We start from the raw sequence: 20,090 nt of genomic DNA on the forward strand, positions 1-20,090 counted from the left end.
TAAAAAACTTAACTTATTTTTTTTCTACCCCATCCAAACCATTCTTATAACCTTCTAATTCTTCTTTTAATTTACTTATGGTTTTTTCCTGTATAATCACCCATTCTTGGAGATCATCTACCATTGCAAGTAACATATCTTTAGTAAACCATGTTCTCCCCCACATGTGAACTGCATAAGTATCAGATGTAATGTATTCTAAATAATTTAGAGTCGCCTTAACATGATTCCATGGAATGGGATAAAAGAATGAACTTTCCAATAATTGGATTTCATCTCTTAACACTTGCCTGCCGTAAGATTTAAGTCCATAGTCTTCTATTAAAATCTTGGTAACAAGTTGAGGAGATGACTCATTTGCTTTTTCAAGGCCATCAAAAACTGTGTTAAACTTTTCTAAACATTTAAATACAAAAGAATGATTAGGGCAAGCTCCAATAACCGCATTGTTCACCCAAAAATCTGAAGCGGAGGTGCTTCCAGTTTCAAATCCTAAGAAGCAATTATACGCAAGTAAATCATCAAATTCCTTAACTACTTTAATATCAGTATCCAAATAAATCCCCCCATGTTCAAGCAACACCTTTAGCCTAACATAATTACTTACATTAGCCCAATTTCCATTAGCATAAGCATTTTTAAAATATATAGAATCATCATGAAAGTTATCTTCATTCCAAAGTTTTATATTCCAACTTGGATGAAATGCTTTCCATTCTTCAACATAGCCTTTATACTCGGCTGGCATTTGGGTATTCCCAAACCAACAGTAATGGATTGTTTTAGGTATCATTTAGTTTTGATCTTCCAAAGTATCTTCTCTTTTAGAGTACCTAAAAGGCTTCTACTTTCATAAGTACGTTTATACCATTCTATATCTTGTTGCTTCCTAACAATCTCGCTGATCAGTTTCTTATTAAGTTGCTTATTTCCTTCATTATTCCGTTCAACTGCAGATATAGCATCCTTTAATTCTGCAACAAGTTTAGATTTATTTTCAAGGGCAGCTTTCAACTCCTGAATCTCTTGATTCTTTGACTCAAGCACCTCCTGTTTGTTGGAAAGTTCTTGTAGTAATTGGGTCTGGATCTTCCTTAATGAATTATTTATCTCTTCTAGATGGTCGGTTGGGGTAATATAATCTTGTAGTAGTAAAGTATTTCTCATATCAATCTTTCAGTAATTTTTTTTTAACTCTCAACTTGCAACAGCCAAGGAAATCTCTTTTTTCTTCTTATCGAAAACATGGTATATTGATCTGTATTCTTTGAAGTTTAAATCAACATTAAATTTGGACCCACAGATATCAAATGAATAATCTCCCATCACCTCTAACATCTCTTTATTGTTGAAATAATTGAGAATCTTAGAAATAGCTTCTATTTCATTTTTGAAAAGATCACCATTCAAGCCAGTCTTGATAATGTCTGAGTTTCCTACACAATCACTCAAAAGAACCGGTTTTTTTAAGGCTAAGGCTTCCAAAACGCTAAAGGACAGTCCTTCAAACAAGGAAGTGGAAATAAATACATCGGCTTGACTCACCATTTTCTTAATGGTGTTGGGCTCTTGCCAACCAGTTACAATAATGTTTTTAGAATTCAGAACACCTCTTTCCTTCCCGTCACCTACCCAAATGAATTCTATCTGTTCATAGTCTTCAAAAAAAGAAGCAATGGTATTGAATAAGGTTGGGTTCTTTTGGTCCTCAATCCGGCCGGTGGTGATTACCTGAAACTTACTCTTCTTGTTTAAAGGTGCTATTGACACTGAGGTTTCCTTAAGGGAAACACCGTTATTGATGAAACTCGCATTAATCCCAATCTTCTGATACTCGGCCAATTCCGAGGCTGAGCAACATACTACCTTCCCCCCTACTCCATTGCCAAACCTTTCAATCTGTTTAAAAAGAAAGTTAGTTACCGGGTTACCAGAAGAGAGGAAAGGCGCACCGTTTGGAGTGTATACAACATTCTTTATGCCAGCCAATCTGCAGGCCACCCTTCCCAGGAAACCACTTTTGGAGGAATGCAGGTGCACTGCATCTACAAACCCTTTTTTTGAGAGTCTTTTAAGGATGTTGTGTAATTCTGAAAGGGCCAGAAAATCTTTGAAGGGATTGATAGAACGCTGAACCGATTTCCACCGGATGAAGCGCACGTTCTGTTTAGGAAAAGTTCGCTTCACATCTTTGGCAGACATGACCTGCTTGCGCTCCCCGTGGATAATGATATGCAAGTCCTCAGGCATTGTCTCTGTAAGTGACTTTACAAAAACGGCCACCCCAGAGGCAAAGGGTTCAATTACGTGTACTATTTTCATTAGCCTGGGGGATACAGAACTAAAATCAACTAAAGGTACTTTGAAAAGTAATGTTCCAAAGATAATTATTATTCTCTGGAACAATAAATTATTAGAAGAAATACTATTCTTATGTTAAATATCACTAAAAAATTTTATTCCTATGCTGATAAGAAATTTGAACAAAAAATATTCAACTATTTTTATTTGTATTTTTTATCATTATTAAAAAACAAACTAAATATTAATATTCTGCAGCTCCAAATTCAACCTTAATCTTGCACCTCGCCTATTAGTAACAGATTTTCTAATTTATTACAGATTCACTTAAACAATTTTTCAACAAGCACATTCCGTTGCGGCATTCGTCACTTATTTTTAAGAGATAACACCAATCCATAAGGTATATATCTCAAAATAAACAACTTACAATCAGACAACAACTTCTTAACAGGATTGCTGCCGAATTCAGAAACAACTCTTTTTCTACCGATTAACTGCTGTTTTCGGTTAGACACGGAAATACCCTTGGGGTTTAATTCACAAGTCACTAAAAACTCATCTAAAACAGCCCCCTTAGATTTATTCAAAATATTAAAAAACAAGGCGTAATCCTCTACAAATGGATAATCTAAAGAATACCTGCCTGTTATCTCTATTATTTCTGACCTAAACATCACCGTTGGATGAATAAATACATTGCGGAAGTGCATGGCAGACAGGATAGCTTCATGCACTGTAGGGGTGGTATAGGAATAACTGAATCCGTTCACTGGATTGCGAAAGGTACACCAGGTACCAAGCAAACCAACATCGGGATTCTGCGAGAGAAAGGATGCTTGTTTGTAGAATCTGTCTTGGTGGCACAGATCTCCGCAGTCTAATCTTGCTATATATTGGACAGCAACATTTTTCTCAATCCACTGCAGACCAGCATTTAATGCGTTGGTTATGCCCGCATTCTGTTCAATTCTTATTACATGAATTGGAAATTCAAAGTCATGTAATAAAAATAGATCTTCTTCCTTAACAGGAACCTGACTTCCATCATCCACCACCACCACAAAAAGCTTTCCTACATCATACCTGATGCTATCCAATGACTTTAATAAACCCTCTCGGTTGTTAAAGCAAGGGATTAGGGCACATATATCAAAGGTTGCTTTTACGTCAGATGTACTTTGCTCCAAAACAGGTAATTGAATTTTGTTATTTAATATTTTGGGATAAAATAGCCTGGGGTATTTTCTTTTATTTCTTCTCCAAAGGTAAAACCGCCTAAATTGGTTCACAATTAAATCTCCTTAGAAGAACCAGAAATCATCAAATCACCTTTTAAAAGGCTTATTATCAGAGCTAAAACATTTTGCTTTTCACAAAAAGAATCTGAATCTGTTCTTCTTCGTTCTTCATTGGGACATAGCAGTTTAAGTACTTAGCAACCTATTCTTCTAAACTTAAAGAAGTTACCCATGCAGTATTTTGTAGAGAAGGGATCGGTGGTGCGGGAGATCTGGGGGAAGGGCGATACCGTGCTCTTTATTTTTGCGGGCTCTTCTGCGGAGTTTGCCCTGAACAAAGCCGTGGATTGGCTGTACTTTACGGGCCGGCTTCCAGCCGATCCTTTGGGGCGGCTATTTTCAACAGTCGCCTACGCCCGGAAAATCGTCTTCTCCCCTCTTGACGCAGCCTACCAGACCATTGACCGGATGGCCAGCATCCACGCCGGCGTAGAAGCCAAGCGCGGCATGTCCATCCCAGACTGGGCCTATCGCGATGTTCTGTTCATGCTCATTGACTACTCCATCAGATCATTTGAAGTATTGGAGCGGCCGCTTTCCCTAACCGAGAAAACAGAGGTGTTTGAGGTCTTTTACCGCGTAGGCTCCCGCATGGGCCTGAAAGAGCTCCCTGCTACTTACCAGGAATGGCTGGTGAGCCGGGAAGAGCATTTAAGACGAGACCTGGCCATGAGTCATTACACCCAGGACCTGTTTCAGCAATACCAAAAACACCTGGGCCAGGTAAGATACCGCCTGCTCCTGGAAGCCCAGATTCTGGTGGTGCCAGACCGGGTGAAAGAGCTGCTGGGATTCCGGAAGACCTCTTTGATCACCCCGCTACTACAAGGCTACAAGGCTAGCAGGAAATTCAAATTGGACTGGTTCCTCAAAAGCATCATTTTACCTTCCGACTACAAGAAGGAAATCAAGGATCTGGACCAAAAGCCAGAATAAGAGAAAGCCGGTACTTTCTGGATTCCAGTTCTGCTCATTTGCCTGAAAAATCCTTCCACACCCCTTCTCCAGTATCCTGCCTGCTCTTTACTCCCGCCTTACCCCGCAGAAACTTAACCTTGGCCCTTTTCAAAACCGAGGCGTTTCAAGGCTATTCCAGACAAACAGCTTTGAAACAGAGTCCTGCCCGGATGCTCAAGGAGGCACAATTGTTTTTAGCGCGTTTTTCAGAAAACAGCCTTGAACTACTAACAACCTCTGCCGTACACCTTTGGAATCAAAAGGGATGAGTAATGCATTGTTCCGGAACTGCCGGTAGTTACCCAGGGTAACCCATCAGCACAGAATGGGAACAGCGCATCAGCTCCGTATGGAAGTTTGACCACAAAAGGCTACAGGCCCCACTTCCTTTATCACCACATGAAACAGCAGCCACATGGGAAATAAAGACTTTTCTTTCGGGTATCATTGCTCGCATGAGCAGTTCAAGCCAAGCCATTTACTAAACTTAGTACAGAAAGCCGAGCAGGCCGGTTTTGGGAACGCGCTTTCCTCGGATCATTTTTATCCCTGGAGCGAGAACCAGGGCGAGAGCGGATATGCCTGGAGCTGGCTGGGAGCCGCCATGCAGGCCACCTCTCTGCCTTTCGGGGTGGTGTCGGCGCCGGGGCAGCGTTACCACCCGGCCATCGCGGCGCAGAAGGTGGCTACCCTGTGCGAGATGTTCCCCCATCGGTTCTTTATTGCCGCCGGCAGCGGGCAGTTCCTTAACGAGCGTATCACCGGGCAGAAGTGGCCCAACAAACAGGAGCGCAATGACCGCCTGAAACTCTGCGTGGACATCATGCGGGCTCTCTGGAGAGGCGAAACCGTGACCCACAAAGGCCTGGTGGAAGTGGAATACGCCAAACTTTACACCCTACCTGATTACATGCCACCCGTTTTCGGGGCCGCGATTACCCCGGAAACTGCCGAATGGGTAGGCAGCTGGGCCGATGGCCTGATCACGATCTCCAATTCGCCGGAGGAACTGAAAAAGGTGGTTGATGCTTTTCACAAAGGCGGCGGCGAGGGCAAACCCATGCATTTGAAGGTGCAGTTGTCTTATGACACTTCTAAGGAGAAAGCGCGGCAAGGCGCGCATGAACAATGGAAAAACAATGTCTTCCCCTCGGCTCTGCTCTCAGACATCCCTACGGTGAAAGGTTTTGATGCTGCCGGCAGCATGGTGAAACCAGATGAACTGGAACCCGCCGTCAGGATCTCGGATAGCGCCCAGGAACACATTGAATGGCTGGCCAAAGACCTGGAACTGGGCTTTACGCACCTGCACCTGCACAACGTAAACCTTCAGCAGGAACAATACATCGCGTTTTTTGGGGAGCGGGTGCTGCCTGAACTTCAGAAAATAGCGGAAAGAATGTAAGGCATCCCCCCTTTCAAAGACACAAGACGGGTGTTTTCTTCCTCTGAAACCGGGGAAAGAACATCCGTCTTTTTCATGATAGTGCCTTTCCTTAACATCGGCTTACCTGCCTTCTTTTCCAGCCTATTTTCTTAAAATCAGGCGCAATACGATTCCCATTCCGGTTCTTGTCTGGCCAAAATGTTTTCTTCTAAAAGCGAAGTATTCACCATGTTAATTGCAGTGTTACCTTTGCCCATATCAGGCGATTGATACACCTGATTTTTCTCTTTTTCACAAACAAAACCACCAAAAGACAAACATTCCTTTCATGCGATTTAACAAGTCCCTTTCCTTCCTGTTCCTATTTTCCCTGGCGCTGCTCTCCTGTCAGCGGCAGAGCAAGTCTAAAACCGAGAACCAATCCTTTAAAGTTGATTATGACCAGTTCACCCTGGACAACGGGCTAACCGTCGTCTTCCACGTAGACAAATCTGATCCGGTGGTAGCGGTGGCGCTTACGAGCCACGTGGGTTCGGCGCGCGAGAAAGAAGGCCGCACCGGTTTTGCCCACTTGTTTGAGCACCTGCTGTTCCTGGAGTCTGAGAACCTGGGCAAAGGCGGCCTGGACAAAATGAGCGCCCGCATAGGCGGCTCCGGCGCCAACGGCTCCACCAACCGCGATCGCACAAACTATTACCAGACCGTACCCAACGACGCACTGGAGAAAATGATCTGGGCCGAGGCTGATAAACTGGGCTTCTTCATCAACACGGTTACTGATCAGGTGCTGGCAAAGGAAAAGCAGGTGGTGAAAAACGAAAAGCGCCAGAGCTATGACAACGCTCCTTACGGCCACACCTCTTACGTCATCGACCAGAACCTCTACCCCAAGGACCATCCCTACCACTGGCAGGTGATCGGGTCTTTGGATGATCTGCAGAACGCCACCCTGGAGGACGTGAAGGAATTCTATCGCCGCTGGTACGTGCCCAACAACGTGACCCTGGTGGTCTCCGGCGACTTTGATCCGGCGCAGGCCAAAGCCTGGGTGCAGAAGTACTTCGGGGAGATCAAAAAAGGCCAGAACATTCCGGCGCTGGAAAAGAAACCAGTGGTGCTGGCCCAAACCAAAAAACTCTACCACGAGGACAACTTCGCCCGCTTGCCTGAACTGACCATGGCCTGGCCCAGTGTGTATATTTACCACAAAGACTCTTACGCCCTCAGAACCCTGGCCACTTTGCTGTCGGATGGCAAGAAGGCGCCGTTCAACAAGCTCATCGTGGACGAGAAACAACTGGCGGGCCGCGTGAACATGTACCAGAGCAGCGCCGAGCTGGCCGGACAGTTCATGGTGAGCATAAGGGGCTATGAAAAAGTGGACCTGAACCAGATCCACGCGGCCGTGGAAGAAGCTTTCCAGCGCTTTGAAAAGGAAGGTTTTTCTGATGCCGATCTTAGCCGCATCAAGACCCAGCAGGAGGTTGGTTTCTACAACGGGCTTTCCAGTGTGCAGGGCAAAGGGTTCCAGCTGGCCCAGTACCAGATCTTCGCGGGTGACCCAGGGTTCATCAGCAAAGACATCCAGAACATGCTGGCCGTGACCCGCGAGGATGTGATGCGCGTGTACCGTCAATACCTCAAAGGCAAGCCTTACGTAGTAACCAGCTTTGTGCCCAAAGGACAGGTGAACCTGGTGCTCAAAGGCTCGCAGAAAGCCAGCGTGGTGGAGGAGAAAATAGTGGAAGGTGCCGAGGAGAAGTTCGATGCCTCGGCCAAAGCCTCTTACCCGCGCACGCCCTCTAGCTTTGACCGCACCGTGGAGCCGGCCTACGGCAAAACCCCCGAGACCAAAGTACCAGACGTTTGGGAGGGAAAACTGGAAAACGGCCTGAAAACGCTGGGCATCACCGACCGCGAGGTGCCATTAGTGATGTTCAACCTGCGTATGAACGGCGGCTTGCTGCTGGAAGACTCCTCTAAGGTGGGCGTCTCTAACCTGTTGTCTGAGCTGCTGCTGAAAGGCACCAGAAACAAGACCACCCAGGAACTGGAAGAAGCCATGGAAGCCTTGGGCGCCTCTATCAGCATCAATGCCGGCGAGGAAAGCTTCACCCTCAGCGGCCGCACCCTGGCCCGCAATTTCGTTCCTACCCTGGCTCTGGTGCAGGAGATTCTGCTGGAGCCCCGTTGGGATGAGCAGGAATTCAAGCTGGCCAAGCAGCAAGTGGAAAGCCAGTTGAAACAGCAGAAAGCCAACCCCAACTCCATTGCTGATATAAATTTCCGGAAAGTACTCTATGGCAAAGACCACATCCTGTCTCGCAACATCCTGGGCACCGAGGCGTCTTTGAAGGCCATTACCCTGGCTGACCTGCAGAACTATTACCGCGCCAATCTTTCCCCATCAGTAGCGGCTTTCCAGGTGGTAGGAGCCGTAGACCAGCAGGAGGTTATTAATTCTTTGGCCGGCCTGGACCAGAACTGGAAGGCCAAAGAGGTGCGCTTCCCGCAGTACACCACTCCGGCAGCGCCTGCTAAATCAACCGTGTATTTCTATGATGTGCCCGGGGCCAAGCAGAGCGTGTTGCGTTTTGGGTACCTGGCCTTGCCCGTGACGCACCCAGACTTCTACCCGGCGCAGGTGATGAACTACATCTTAGGCGGTGGCGGCTTTGCCTCGCAGTTGACGCAGCAACTGAGGGAAGGCAAGGGTTATACCTACGGCATTGGGTCTTCTTTCTCGGGCTCTACCCTGCCGGGTCCGTTCGTGATCCAGAGTGGCGTGCGATCCAACATCACCTTTGAGGCAACCGATTTGATTAAGCAGATCCTGCAGAACTACGGTCCGGGTTACTCGGCGCAGGACTTGGAAGTGACCAAAGGCTTCCTGGTGAAAAGCAATGCCCGGGCTTTTGAGACCATGGCCGCCAAACTGGGTCTCCTGAACAGCATCAGCGCGTACGGACTACCCCACGACTACGCCAAGCAGCGCGAAGCCCAGGTGCAGGGTATGACGCTGGACAGAATCAAAACGCTGGCGCAGCAGTACGTGAACCCCAACAAAATGTATTACCTGGTGGTAGGCGATGCCGCTACCCAACTGAAAAAACTGGAACAACTGGGCTTCGGGAAACCGGTTCTTCTGAATTAGTTTTGCCTTCTTATTTACTTCACAGCAGCCCCTTCCGGTTTTCCCGGAGGGGCTGCTGTTTTTAATCCATTTTCCTTAAATCGCTGGTAAAGCCTAAAGCTTAAGCCTTTGTTGATCAACTCTGATTTTCGGTCTGTTTTCCTGAAAATACTTTTGAAACGCTCGCCATTACCCCCTCTTTACGTCGGAGCACCGGCAAACACCAGGAACCAGGGTGAGTTAAACTATCAGTTTTATAACCTAAGTTGTTCAGGTCTTTCCAAACAGAACCTTATACTAGGTTATGCACCTCGGATAACCTCTGGTGATTTACAAAATCAATAAATTTCAGGGTTATATATTAATCGGAGAGTAGTATAAAGGCTGCCAAATAAATAGTATATTTGGTTAAATCTATGTCCTTTTTAACAGCTGCAGCCTATGCTACTTTACCAGGACAGTATTCTTCAGCTTACGTATGATCCGGCCACGGATATCCTGGAAATGGACTGGCCAGACCTGGCGCCCTCATACCTGCCAGAGGCCAGGCAAGCGTTCCAGGCTTTGGTAGAAACCGTCAGGGATTATGATGTAAAGAACCTGTTGGTAGACGGCAGCAAAGCGTCCATTTCTATCTCAGACGAAGAAAACACTACCCTCATGCTGAAGATAGCCCAGGAATTCAACGCCACCCGCCTCCGGAAGGTAGCCCGAATCACATCCACTGATTTCAGAAGGGAATCGGTAGCAGATGAAAACCTGCACAAGATCCAGCGCAGCCTGGACCTGCACTATGAGATGCAGAACTTTACAGACCGTGCCCAGGCCATGACCTGGCTAAAAGCCATCTCCTGATACCTTCCGTAAGAAATGCACAAACGCACCTTACTTTCTGAGCCGCACATAGCCATTCACCTGGACATGATTTCAGACATTCTCCACGTGACCTGGACGGGGCACCAGACCGAGGACACGGTGAAAGATGGCTGCGAAAAAACGTTGAAACATGTGGTGAGTACCAAAACCTCCAAAGTCATCAATGACCACACGCTGGTTTCCGGCAACTGGTCAGGCCTGGCGGAGTGGGGCGCGAAAATCTGGCTCCCAGCCTTGCACAAGGCCGGCGTGAAGTACTTTGCCTGGGTGCTCTCCCCAGAGCTTTACAGCCAACGCTCCGCCCAGGAAACCTTGAAATACCCCATTAATGGTATTCTCATCCTTACTTTTGAGGAAAAAGCCTCCGCTGAGAACTGGCTCAAGGTGATGTAAGACCAAGTGATTAAGCTTCCTTTTTGATCTTTGCTCCACATTTACAGGTTTTAGAAACCAAAAAATTCAGCCAACCAAGGTCTGAAAAAGTAATCACCACAAGAAAGGCCCCGGCAAATTACCGGGGCCTTTCTTGTGGTGATTTACAGGTAAATATGCGAGGTTAAATAGTGTCGGTCACCACCAGGAGGGCGTAAATAACCCCTGGCAGGAAGAACAGGAGGGTAAGTAAAAGGCTGATCCAGAATCTGCTGTTCACCTCGCCTTCGTGCAGGAAAACACCAAGGGGTGGGATGAAAATAGCCAATAAAATCTCCACTATGTCAGAGGCTTCTTTGGCATCTCTCAGGGAATTCTTCAATTCCTTTTTAAAGGCTTTTTTCTCCGCTTTGGTCATGCTGGAGAGCTTGCTTTTGACTGTTTCCAGGGCAGCCTTTTCATCCATAACCACTGCCGGCTTAGTGGCTTTTACCGAGCTTTTTTCAAAGGCAGCTTTCCGGGTTTCAAATAACACAGGCACCGGAGCCTTGGTAGAAGCCTCCAGTACTGGTTCTGCCTCTACGGCAACGCTTGATTCCTCGGTTGTGGAAGTGATGGCCTGGGCAGTGGCTGGAGCGGTTTCCTCTGTAGCGGTGGCTTCAGTTGGGGTAGCTTTCGCAACTGACTTCTGGTAAGTCTCTGGCTTTACCGAAGCAAAGCGGTAATATTCAGCGGAGCTACAGGAAAACAGGAATTGCCCTAATACGAAGACAAATACAAACTGGAGTAGAATTTTGAATTTCATAGTACAAAGAATTAGGTGAAAAATTGATTGAATAAGCTCTTCTTAAGGCAAGCTGCAGCACAGCTTTTCCCATAAAGAAGTACACTTATTATGCACCTTTCTAAATACTATACTTATCTATAATTTGTTATAAACTAGGTCAAATAATGACTTAAATTGAATAGAAGGCAGAAAATGATTCCACTGCGTATCAGGGCTCCTTTAAGGAAATCGGCCCTGAAACGCAGCGGTATGAATCAATTGCCAGAGACTTCGCCGGGTATATGGATCTCCACCTGGGTGCCTTCGTTTATCTTGCTTTTCATTTGAATGGTGCCTCCCATACTTTCCACGTGTGTTTTCACCAGGAATAGGCCCATGCCCCTTCCCTTCTTATTGTTGTGGAAGCGTTTATAAAGCTTAAACACATTATCACCGGCTTTTTCCATGTCAAAACCAGAACCATTGTCACAGAAGTCTATTCTGAGGCCACCGGCTGGACACACCTGGCACTTGATCTCTACCCTAAGTGATCTCGCCTCTGCCCTGTACTTGATGGCATTGGAAAGAAGGTTATAGAACACGCTGTAGATATACGCCCTATTGGTATTGATTTTCAGGTCAGGGGATATATATGCGACAACCTCTCCCTTGTGGTGTGCCAGAGACTCCATGAAATACTGGCGCACCTGCTCATAGACATCCGCCAGGCTTACCAACTCCCTTTCAAGGATATCCTGCTGGTCCCTGAGCGAAAGAATCATGTTTAGGTCGCGAAGCACAGTATCCAGTTTGAAGACACTAGTTTTGAGATGGGCCAGAGATTTGTCATACATCTCTGAGTGCTTGTCCAGCTTGGTCAGGAAATCGGCGAGGCCCATGGCATTGGCTACCGGCGCCCGCAGGTTGTGCGACACAATATAGGTGAACTGTTGCAGGTCTCGGTTCTGACGGTAAAGGTCGCGGGTCATCTGCAGATGGCGTTCTTCGGCCGCTTTTCTGAAAGTGATGTCTTTCTGGATGACGATGTGCTGCGAGACCTGGCCCAACTCAGAGATGATGGGCGTAAAGTCCATGGAAATCCACACCTTCTCCCCAGACTTTTTATAGTGCAGCACCATGATGTTGAAAGGGATACCTGTGGTCAGTTTCTCGGTGATCTCCTTTCCTTTTTCCAGATCGGTTTCCGGGCCTTCCAGGAAAGTAGCCAAATGCTGGCCTTTGGCCTCGTCAAAAGTATAGCCGGTGTTGCGGGTGAAAGCATTGTTCACCCACTCAATCTGCCCCTTCGGATCGGTGATAATAACTCCGTTGGAGATTTTACTGGCCACCAGAGACAATTTCTCCCGCTCCTGTTTGGCCAACACGCTCTCCGTGATGTCTGAGAAGTACACTGAGAGTCCTTCCTCAGAAGGAAACGCTTTTACTTCTAGCCAGATACTGGAGGGTTGCAGCAGGGACTCAAACTTAACGGCTTGCCCGGTAGAGATGGCTAATTTGTAGTGATGGTAGAAACTTCCGTTCACCAGCTCTGGGAAAACCTCCCAGATGGTTTTACCCAGGCATTCATCCCTGCTAAGCCCTAGCACCCGCTCAAACTCGCCATTAACCAACTTGAAGCGCCAGTCATTGCCCAACATGAAGAAGGCATCTGTAATGCTTTCAAATATGGTCTGCAGGGTCTCGGCTTGTTTCTGGATGATGGCCTGGGCAGCGGATACCTCAGTCAAATCCTTGGCAATGGAATGCACACCAATCACCTCTCCCTTAACCATAACAGGGATCTTGGTTACGTTAAAGCGCACTACCCCCTTATTCTGTTTAGGGAATTCAATATTGAAGTTGACTTTTTCGCCCTGGAATGACCTTTCCAGATTCTCTGTACATAGCTGCTCAACTTCAGGAGGAAGAAAATCAGTGATTTTCTTTGAAACCACCTCTTCCAGGGGAAGGCCTACACAGGATAGGAACATTGGATTTGCATCCAGAATGATTCCCTCGCGGTTTTCATAAGTAGCATTGTCTGGGTTGTTATTGAACAGGGAACTGAACCGCCGCTCACTTTCCTCCAACTTCAATAGAGCTTCCTTTCTTTCGGTGATATCCCGGGAACTAACCACTAGTGCCTTGACTGCGGGGTTTTCCAACTGGTTACTGACAATGGCCTCAATCCAGCGCCATTCTCCATTAGCGGTCCTGAACCTAAAGTCTGGCACCTGAATCACTTCTGATCTTAAAATCAGGGCCAAGGCTTCACTAGCCATGGGCACATCATCTGGGTGGATGAGGTCAAACACGTTGCACCCCAGCAGTTGGCCGGGTTCATAGTCCAGCAACCTTGAAACCGCTCCACCTACATAAATGTACTCTCCTGCTTCGTTAAGGAGACCTAACATATCTGAGCCATGTTGCAGCAAAGTACTGTGGAACTCCTCTTTTTGCACCAGTTTCTGCTGCGCTAAGATGAGGTCAGCGGCATCTCTGCCCATGCAGTAAACAACCCGTTCTTCTTCTGACCAGATTGCTGACCATGACAAAGGGACTATGGCGCCGCTCTTATGCAGGTATCGGTTGTAATGGTTCCTGACCGGGGTTCCATTGATGGCATGTCTAAATTCTTCCCAGGCAGTGGCTTTATCAATGGGGGCAACAAAATCTACAAAGGGTTTATCTAGTAATTCCGAAGGCTCATAACCCAATACCTCTTCACTACTGGCACTAACATGAATAAAATTTCCAACTTCATCAATTACACACAGAAGGTCAGGCGAGACACCAATTATATTTTCAATGACTTTTTGGTCCCACTGCACTTTTGTTGACTCCACTTTATTTGATCTCACCGCTTGCAGTTTCAAGTAATTTCCAAGATGCAATTTACATTATTTCAACTCTATAAATAGCATTATCTTAACAACAATAGAATTAATGAAAATTATACAATTAAATTACAAATAAGCACTAAATGCTATTTAACACGATGTGTAAAGTGGATAAAATCAAAACCTCCTCCTACAGAGGCTTTATGAGTAAATAGCATTTTTAAAAGCAGAAATTCCACCTTAAGATTGTATGCCTATACAGTTCCGCCTCTATGGCTTGGGAGTAGAGAAACAGGAAACATGGGCAGAAGCTTTCAATTCCCTGATAGCCAGGCGAAACCTACTTTATCTCACATCCATAATGGCGCAACAGCGGCCCTCCATGAGTTGCTCATGGTGACTTAAAAGTATTTGCCCAAAGGGCTTAAGTGATGTGACGAAAAAGAAACCCTCGGGAGAAGGTTAAAGGAGTCGCTTTGTGTGCTTCGGCTTGTGCAGAGGGCTATTAAATGATTTTAAATTCTACCCAAAAACTGGCTTTATAGCGGAAAAATGTTTGGAGATTTGATTACAGTTCCGCTACTACTTTTCTGAAATCAGCTTCATTCAGGGGTTTTTGCAGGCAGGTAGTGATGCCCAAAGAACGCATTTGGTTCATATCAGAGACGTTGGAGGAGGTAGATAGCACCACTATTTTAGTAGAACTCTTCTCCACCAAAGGAAGTCTGCGGTACTCTTCCAAAAAGGAAAAGCCATCCAACACTGGCATGTTGATGTCCAGCAATATCAAGGAAGGGAAATCTGCCGGGTTATTAAGACTCTGCAGGTAAGACAACCCCTCTAAGCCATTCAAGGCAACTATGATTTCCTCGGCTACCCCCGTTTCCTCTATCACCGTTTGGTTAAGGAAATTAGTTATCTCATCATCCTCAATTAATAAGATCGATTTAATTCTCTTCACTTGAAAGCTATTTCAGGGTAGGGTCTTTGTCTGAGTAAAATAACGGCAAAACCACGAATAAATACTTATACGCTTGGCAAGAATTTAACCCAAATCAGAAAAAAACTACAATTCCCTTCTTTTCTGCTTAGCCCAATACTTTTAAGAAGCTATACAATCTGGGACCCTGGCTAAGCCGGAACACGCTTTTCATACCCATAAAGAAGCCTGATACCTAAAATGAGCATTAGAAATAACCACCGGCCTGCTTTCATCCTGATTTGCTGAAAACAGGCTTAAAACCAGTTCATGGCTCCATGGCTATTTACCTTTGGTGGACTGTTGTTTCTTCAGCAGTTTGAGTAAGACGCCGTTTGTCCAGCCAAATCCGTCCTGGTTGGGGTATTCCCCTCCCCCGCCTTCGGCCCCGGGTTTTTCCACGTTATATTTCTCGGTGAGCTTACCCGTGAGTTCATAGACCTGGGTGTTCTGCTTTATCCACCGGTTGGCAATGGTATCGGCCAGATTATTCTGTCCATAGGCGCGCAACCCCTGAATGCTCATCCATTGCAGGGGCGCCCATCCGTTAGGTGCATCCCATTGCTGGCCCGAGGCAGTCAAAGTGGTGGCCAGGCCGCCTTGCTTCAGGAAATCACGTTGCAGCTGTTGGGCCACCGCTTTGGCCTGGGCTTTAGTAGCCATGCAAAAGAACAGTGGTGTAACGGAAGCCAGGGTGGGAATACCAGTTGTCTTTTGGCCAGTGAGGTCATAGTCATAGAAGAACTTGTCTTCAGGGTTCCAGCAATAGCGAAGGAGTGCTTTCTTCCGCTGCCCGGCCTTTTGCCGGTAAAGCTTTTCACGGGTTTTGTTTTGCTGCAGGTGGGCCATCTGGGCCAGGGTAAGTTCCATGTGGTAGAGCAGGGCATTCAGGTCCACGGGGATCAGCTGGGTGGTTCTGATGGTCTGCAAAGATTTGCCGTCCTGGAACCAGCGGGTACTGAAATCCCAGCCAGACTCGGCGGCCGCCCTGATGTCGCGGTAGACTTCCTGGTGATTCCGGCCCGAGGTGCGGGCTACTTCCACGTCTTCCTTATAGGCTTCGGGGCGGGGAGATGGGTCATCGTCCCAATACCGGTTGAGCAAGCTTCCGTCAGGCATTCTGACCACCCTCCTGTGCGCTGGCTGTACGGCGGAAAGCGTTTCCTGGCCATCCATCCAGAAATCGTATTCTTTCTGAAGCGCGGGTTCATAGGTTTTTAGCACCTCAGGGCCTTTTTCCTGGGCCAGCACGCGCAGCATTAAGGCATAGAAAGGCGGTTGTGACCGGCTCACGTAGTAGCTACGGTTCCCGTTGGGGATGTGCCCCAGGGTATTGATGAGGTAGGTAAAGTTGTCTACCATGCTCTGAATAAGTTCTACCTGGTGGCTTTCCTGCAGCCCCAGCATGGTGAAATAACTGTCCCAGTAATAAATCTCCCGGAAGCGGCCTCCGGGCACCACATAGGCGTGGGGCAACGGAATAAGGGAACTCTGCTCTGCCTGGGGCTGCCGGGTGAGCACCGGCCACAAACGGGTGATGTGTTGCTCCACGGGCAAAGCCGCATTGGACTTGAATCTATTGGCAGGTTCGGTCGGCAACTCAAAATAGCGCTGCACAAAGGCCTTCAGGTCAAACCCGGCTTTGCCTTTCTCCTGGGCATACGCCTTCAAAATCACCTCCGGGGTAGCCAAAGGCATGCAATCTGGGAAAGTTTTGGAATCGGGGAAAACGGGCGCCAGTTGCACCTCCTTGAACAGATCACCCAGTTCTTCATGCGGCCTGAATTGCGCTTGACCATTGTAAGACCAGCCCCAGAATAGCAGGAAAACAAAGAGAACCAGGCTTCTGGTTAAAGGCCGCAAAGAGCAGGAAAGCATATTCTTCATCAGGGAATGGATTAGTAAGATTCCTCCTCTTACGCAGAAGCCTCTGCTGAAGGATATGCACATGCCCATTTCAGGCCGTGTACCGATGGCAGGTGTTTTGCCTCCGTTTCACAAAAAACAGGCTAAAATCAGCATACCGGTTGGGCTACCCTTTCCGTGTCACATCCACCTACCTTCCCTCATCAGCAATAGGTAACCGGGGTAGAACCAGTTTAACCTTTCAATGATCTGGAAAAGCCCTTAACTTCTATTTTGCCCCATCTTAGAGGCACAATTAGAGCTAAGACAAAACATTTTTGGCTCATCAAAGTACTTAAAAGCAACTAACCCTACCACTATGGATACTTATAACCTAAAACCTGAGAACATGCGGGCTCCTGAGCACCTGAACGAAAAGGAAATCCGCAAAAGTTTAGAGGAGTTGGATGCTAAGATAAAGGTCCTGCAGGGCCGGGCCCACGCCACTACCGTAGATTCGCAGAATACCTACCACGAGCATATTGCGGCCCTAGAAGCCAAACGCGCCTTGATTGCCCAGAAGTTGGACAACTCTTCCTCTGCCACTGAAAGCACCTGGCAAGACATTAAACGCGGCCTGGATGACCTGACAGATGGCATCAAAAAGATCTTTTAGCCTGTTTTCATAAAACCGGCCATAAAACGCCTCTGGCAATATGGTTGACCTGGAAATCCAACTTACATAAACGACGAGGTACCTCCCTCAAAATAAAAAGGAGACATAGCCAATGGGCTGTGCCTCCTTTTTATTGATGTCTTATACTGTGATGATCTAAGACTCAGTGTATTGCTCCGATATGATCTGCAGGATATCTGTGGTAAGCGGTTTGGAGAAGAAGTCGTTCACCTCAGAGAGGTTTCTGGCATGGGTGATGTCATTCTTATCTACCGCCGAAGAAAGGACAAAAAGCAGGCATTTGCCGGTGAGTTCAAGGGGCAGTTTCTTATACTCCTCAATGAATTCCCAACCGTCCATGCCGGGCATGTTGATGTCCAGGAAGATGATTTCCGGGAAATCCTGGGGGGCGTCTTTCACCATACCATTCAAGGCATCTAAAGCTTCCTCTGCCCATAAAAAGCTGTTCACTTTCTGGGCAAACTGCTGGCTTTTTATCACACTTTCACACAGAAAATTGTGAATTTCGTCATCGTCAATTAAGAAGACTCGCTGGTATTTCGTCATTTTTTGGTGCTACTTGAAAATATACTTTAAATGTGGATCCCTGAGCTTCCGCACTTTGCACCTCCACCCATCCGCCCATGGTCTCCACCTGGGTTTTGATCATGTGCAAACCTAATCCTTTACCCTCAATATGCGGATGGAACCGACGGTACAAGCCAAAAATCTTGGTCCCTTGTTTCTCTAAATCTATCCCCAATCCGTTATCCTGGATCTGCAGGCACAAATACCCGTTTGAAAATACAGTATTAATATGGATTTCCAAGAACCGGTCTTTAGATTGGTACTTTATTGCATTGGTGATCAGGTTTAAAAAAATGCTGTGCACGTAGCCTTTCACTCCCAGTACCCTTTTTCCGGCGCTGAAATCCACCAGCAGCCGCGAGGAATACTTACCCAGCTGCCCTGATACGCTTTCCTTCACCTCAGCGAAAACCTGCTCCAGGTCTACGTTCTCCATTTCCTGCTCAGCCCCACTTCTGATGGTTAGGATCTCGTTCAGGTCTTTGATGGTAGTATCTAACCGATGGGTGGTTCGCTCTAATTTTGACACAAGCACGGCATTCATGGGATCTGACGGGTTCTTGTGGTTATAGAGTCTGGTAAGCCCTACAATATTGGCAACCGGGGCGCGCAGGTTATGCGATACAATGTAGGCGAACTGGCGCAGGTGCTCGTTCTGCCGCGCTATCTCCTGGTGAAAGCTGGCTATCTCCGCCTCAGCTTGTTTTCTTTCGGCAATCTGCCTGATGGAGGAGAAACTGTACGTTTCCTGCCCAAAACTGAAATAATTGAGGTGCACCTCTACCGGATGCAGTTGTCCGTCCCTGGCCCTAAGCACTGTCTCAAAGTTCAGGCTCTTCTGCTCCACAAACTCGGCCCACTGTTTTTCCCACTCCTGGTCATCCATCCCCGGAACAATGTCCGGCATCCGGAGCGCCAGCAATTCCTTTTCCTGGTAGCCCAGCAGGCAGCAGATCATTCGGTTCACCCGCATGATCCTGGCATCTGCGCGGGTCCAAAGGTAAGCCTCAGAGGCGCGTTCAATAGAGAAGTCAGCAAAGCGTAAACGTTCCTCCATTAGTTTTCGGCGGGTAATATCATTGGCGCTGCCGTCAATCCTAACCATTTTGCCTTGGTCATTGAGCTGGGCGGTACAGCGGGTAATCAGCCACTTTTCCTCCCCAGTAACTGCCTTGATCCTGTACTCCAGCTGAAACTGCTGACTTGAGACCCTTATCTTGGGCAAAGATTCTTCAAACAGCGCCCGGTCCTGTGGATGCACCAGGTTAAACCAAAGGAACTTGTCTGCATAGAATTGCTCTGGTGAGTACCCCAGGATTACCTGGCACTGGGGACTGATATAGGTCATCTCCATTTTGTCATTGAAGGAGAAAACCACCTCTACTATGTTATTTAGAATGGAGCGGGCATATTGCTCTGCCTGGACCAACTGCTGCTCGGCTTGTTTACGGGCGGTAATGTCATGGGCCACCACCAGACGCCTGGCGGGTTTGCCAGCAATGGGCGTAAGCTCATGGGAAACGATGTCTACGTACAGCTCTGTCCCGTCTTTTTTTAGGTGCACCCAATCGCCTGATTGGTTAAGGGCCGCCCGGGGACTGGCCACCAGCTGCAGTATCTCCATGCGCTGGCTTTCTGGCCTTATATCATTGATAGTCATCCGAAGAAATTCTTCCTCGGTATAGCCATACAGCTTTATAGCAGCAGCATTGACCATCAGAAATCGCAGGCTAACGGTATCAAACACCCACATAGGTAGCGGATTGCAATCAAAAAACAGGCGGTAGTCACCCTCTGGAAGGGGCGAAAATCCTTCTGCCACAGCATTCGATATCATGCGTTCAAACTATTTCATTTCGGCCAGACTAAGCAAATGACATCTGAGCCAGACAGGCATCTCAAATCCTTACCAAAATGCAAAAGACAAAACAAGCTTCCATATGGAACCAAGCTTCTGTAAAGGCAAAGAAAAAATGCATGTTTAAAATTAACAGGTTATATGTTCTTGTCCAAAAAATATCATTCTACCTTTGAATTTATATGAACCTCCCCCTCTCTTTTATCTATCA

The 20,090-nt window shown here is 47.0% G+C and carries 16 protein-coding genes; 6 read left to right on the forward strand and 10 right to left on the reverse strand.

Annotation, left to right across the window (positions count from 1 at the left end):
- Positions 1-13: 13 nt before the first annotated feature.
- From J3P34_RS21425 to J3P34_RS21440, 4 genes are all read right to left on the reverse strand, one after another.
- Entirely contained in the window at positions 14-793 is a 780-nt protein-coding gene (locus J3P34_RS21425) for a glycosyltransferase (RefSeq protein ID WP_282597101.1), read from the reverse strand.
- The gene (locus J3P34_RS21430) at positions 790-1,167 is read right to left on the reverse strand and encodes a hypothetical protein (protein WP_210490676.1); all 378 of its coding nucleotides are present in this window, start codon (positions 1,165-1,167) and stop codon (positions 790-792) included. The genes J3P34_RS21425 and J3P34_RS21430 overlap by 4 nt, the downstream gene beginning before the upstream one ends.
- Positions 1,168-1,197: 30 nt before the next feature.
- Positions 1,198-2,322 carry a glycosyltransferase gene (locus J3P34_RS21435; protein WP_210490677.1) on the reverse strand — a complete coding sequence of 375 codons (1,125 nt, stop codon included), beginning with the start codon at positions 2,320-2,322 and terminating at the stop codon, positions 1,198-1,200.
- Between the two features lie 347 nt (positions 2,323-2,669).
- Positions 2,670-3,593: a glycosyltransferase gene (locus J3P34_RS21440; RefSeq protein WP_210490678.1), complete on the reverse strand. Its 924-nt coding sequence runs from the start codon at positions 3,591-3,593 to the stop codon at positions 2,670-2,672.
- Between the two features lie 180 nt (positions 3,594-3,773).
- On the opposite strand from J3P34_RS21440, the gene J3P34_RS21445 reads away from it, so the two are divergent.
- The 5 genes from J3P34_RS21445 (at position 3,774) to J3P34_RS21465 (ending at position 10,348) form a co-directional block, all read left to right on the forward strand.
- Positions 3,774-4,538 (forward strand): oxygenase MpaB family protein, encoded by a 765-nt coding sequence (locus J3P34_RS21445; protein ID WP_210490679.1) that lies wholly within the window; start codon positions 3,774-3,776, stop codon positions 4,536-4,538.
- Positions 4,539-4,974: 436 nt separating this feature from the next.
- A complete protein-coding gene (locus J3P34_RS21450; RefSeq protein ID WP_210490680.1) occupies positions 4,975-5,964 on the forward strand; it encodes a TIGR03885 family FMN-dependent LLM class oxidoreductase in 990 nt (329 codons plus the stop codon).
- A gap of 310 nt (positions 5,965-6,274) precedes the next feature.
- Positions 6,275-9,100, forward strand: coding sequence for a M16 family metallopeptidase (locus tag J3P34_RS21455; protein ID WP_210490681.1), 2,826 nt, complete (start codon positions 6,275-6,277; stop codon positions 9,098-9,100).
- 420 nt (positions 9,101-9,520) lie between these two features.
- Entirely contained in the window at positions 9,521-9,934 is a 414-nt protein-coding gene (locus J3P34_RS21460; RefSeq protein ID WP_210490683.1) for a hypothetical protein, read from the forward strand.
- Positions 9,935-9,949: 15 nt separating this feature from the next.
- Positions 9,950-10,348 (forward strand): hypothetical protein, encoded by a 399-nt coding sequence (locus J3P34_RS21465; RefSeq protein ID WP_210490684.1) that lies wholly within the window; start codon positions 9,950-9,952, stop codon positions 10,346-10,348.
- 163 nt (positions 10,349-10,511) lie between these two features.
- Here J3P34_RS21465 and J3P34_RS22195 read toward each other — a convergent pair whose 3' ends face one another.
- The 4 genes from J3P34_RS22195 to treF all read right to left on the reverse strand — a co-directional run bounded on the left by J3P34_RS22195 (position 10,512) and on the right by treF (position 16,799).
- Positions 10,512-11,132 carry a YqaE/Pmp3 family membrane protein gene (locus J3P34_RS22195; RefSeq protein WP_246853845.1) on the reverse strand — a complete coding sequence of 207 codons (621 nt, stop codon included), beginning with the start codon at positions 11,130-11,132 and terminating at the stop codon, positions 10,512-10,514.
- Positions 11,133-11,368: 236 nt separating this feature from the next.
- Complete coding sequence (locus J3P34_RS21475; RefSeq protein WP_345890392.1) at positions 11,369-13,954, reverse strand: PAS domain S-box protein; 2,586 nt, start codon at positions 13,952-13,954, stop codon at positions 11,369-11,371.
- A gap of 547 nt (positions 13,955-14,501) precedes the next feature.
- Positions 14,502-14,894 carry a response regulator gene (locus tag J3P34_RS21480; RefSeq protein ID WP_210465452.1) on the reverse strand — a complete coding sequence of 131 codons (393 nt, stop codon included), beginning with the start codon at positions 14,892-14,894 and terminating at the stop codon, positions 14,502-14,504.
- A gap of 300 nt (positions 14,895-15,194) precedes the next feature.
- The gene (gene treF, locus J3P34_RS21485) at positions 15,195-16,799 is read right to left on the reverse strand and encodes an alpha,alpha-trehalase TreF (protein WP_246853847.1); all 1,605 of its coding nucleotides are present in this window, start codon (positions 16,797-16,799) and stop codon (positions 15,195-15,197) included.
- Positions 16,800-17,136: 337 nt separating this feature from the next.
- On the opposite strand from treF, the gene J3P34_RS21490 reads away from it, so the two are divergent.
- Entirely contained in the window at positions 17,137-17,433 is a 297-nt protein-coding gene (locus J3P34_RS21490) for a sll1863 family stress response protein (protein WP_210465453.1), read from the forward strand.
- 156 nt (positions 17,434-17,589) lie between these two features.
- On the opposite strand, the gene J3P34_RS21495 is transcribed toward J3P34_RS21490, so the two are convergent.
- The gene (locus J3P34_RS21495; protein WP_345890393.1) at positions 17,590-17,934 is read right to left on the reverse strand and encodes a response regulator; all 345 of its coding nucleotides are present in this window, start codon (positions 17,932-17,934) and stop codon (positions 17,590-17,592) included.
- 34 nt (positions 17,935-17,968) lie between these two features.
- Positions 17,969-19,858, reverse strand: coding sequence for a PAS domain-containing sensor histidine kinase (locus J3P34_RS21500; protein WP_210490687.1), 1,890 nt, complete (start codon positions 19,856-19,858; stop codon positions 17,969-17,971).
- Positions 19,859-20,090 lie beyond the last annotated feature (232 nt).

It is taken from the genome of Rufibacter aurantiacus (assembly GCF_017916345.1).
GTDB lineage: Bacteria > Bacteroidota > Bacteroidia > Cytophagales > Hymenobacteraceae > Nibribacter > Nibribacter roseolus.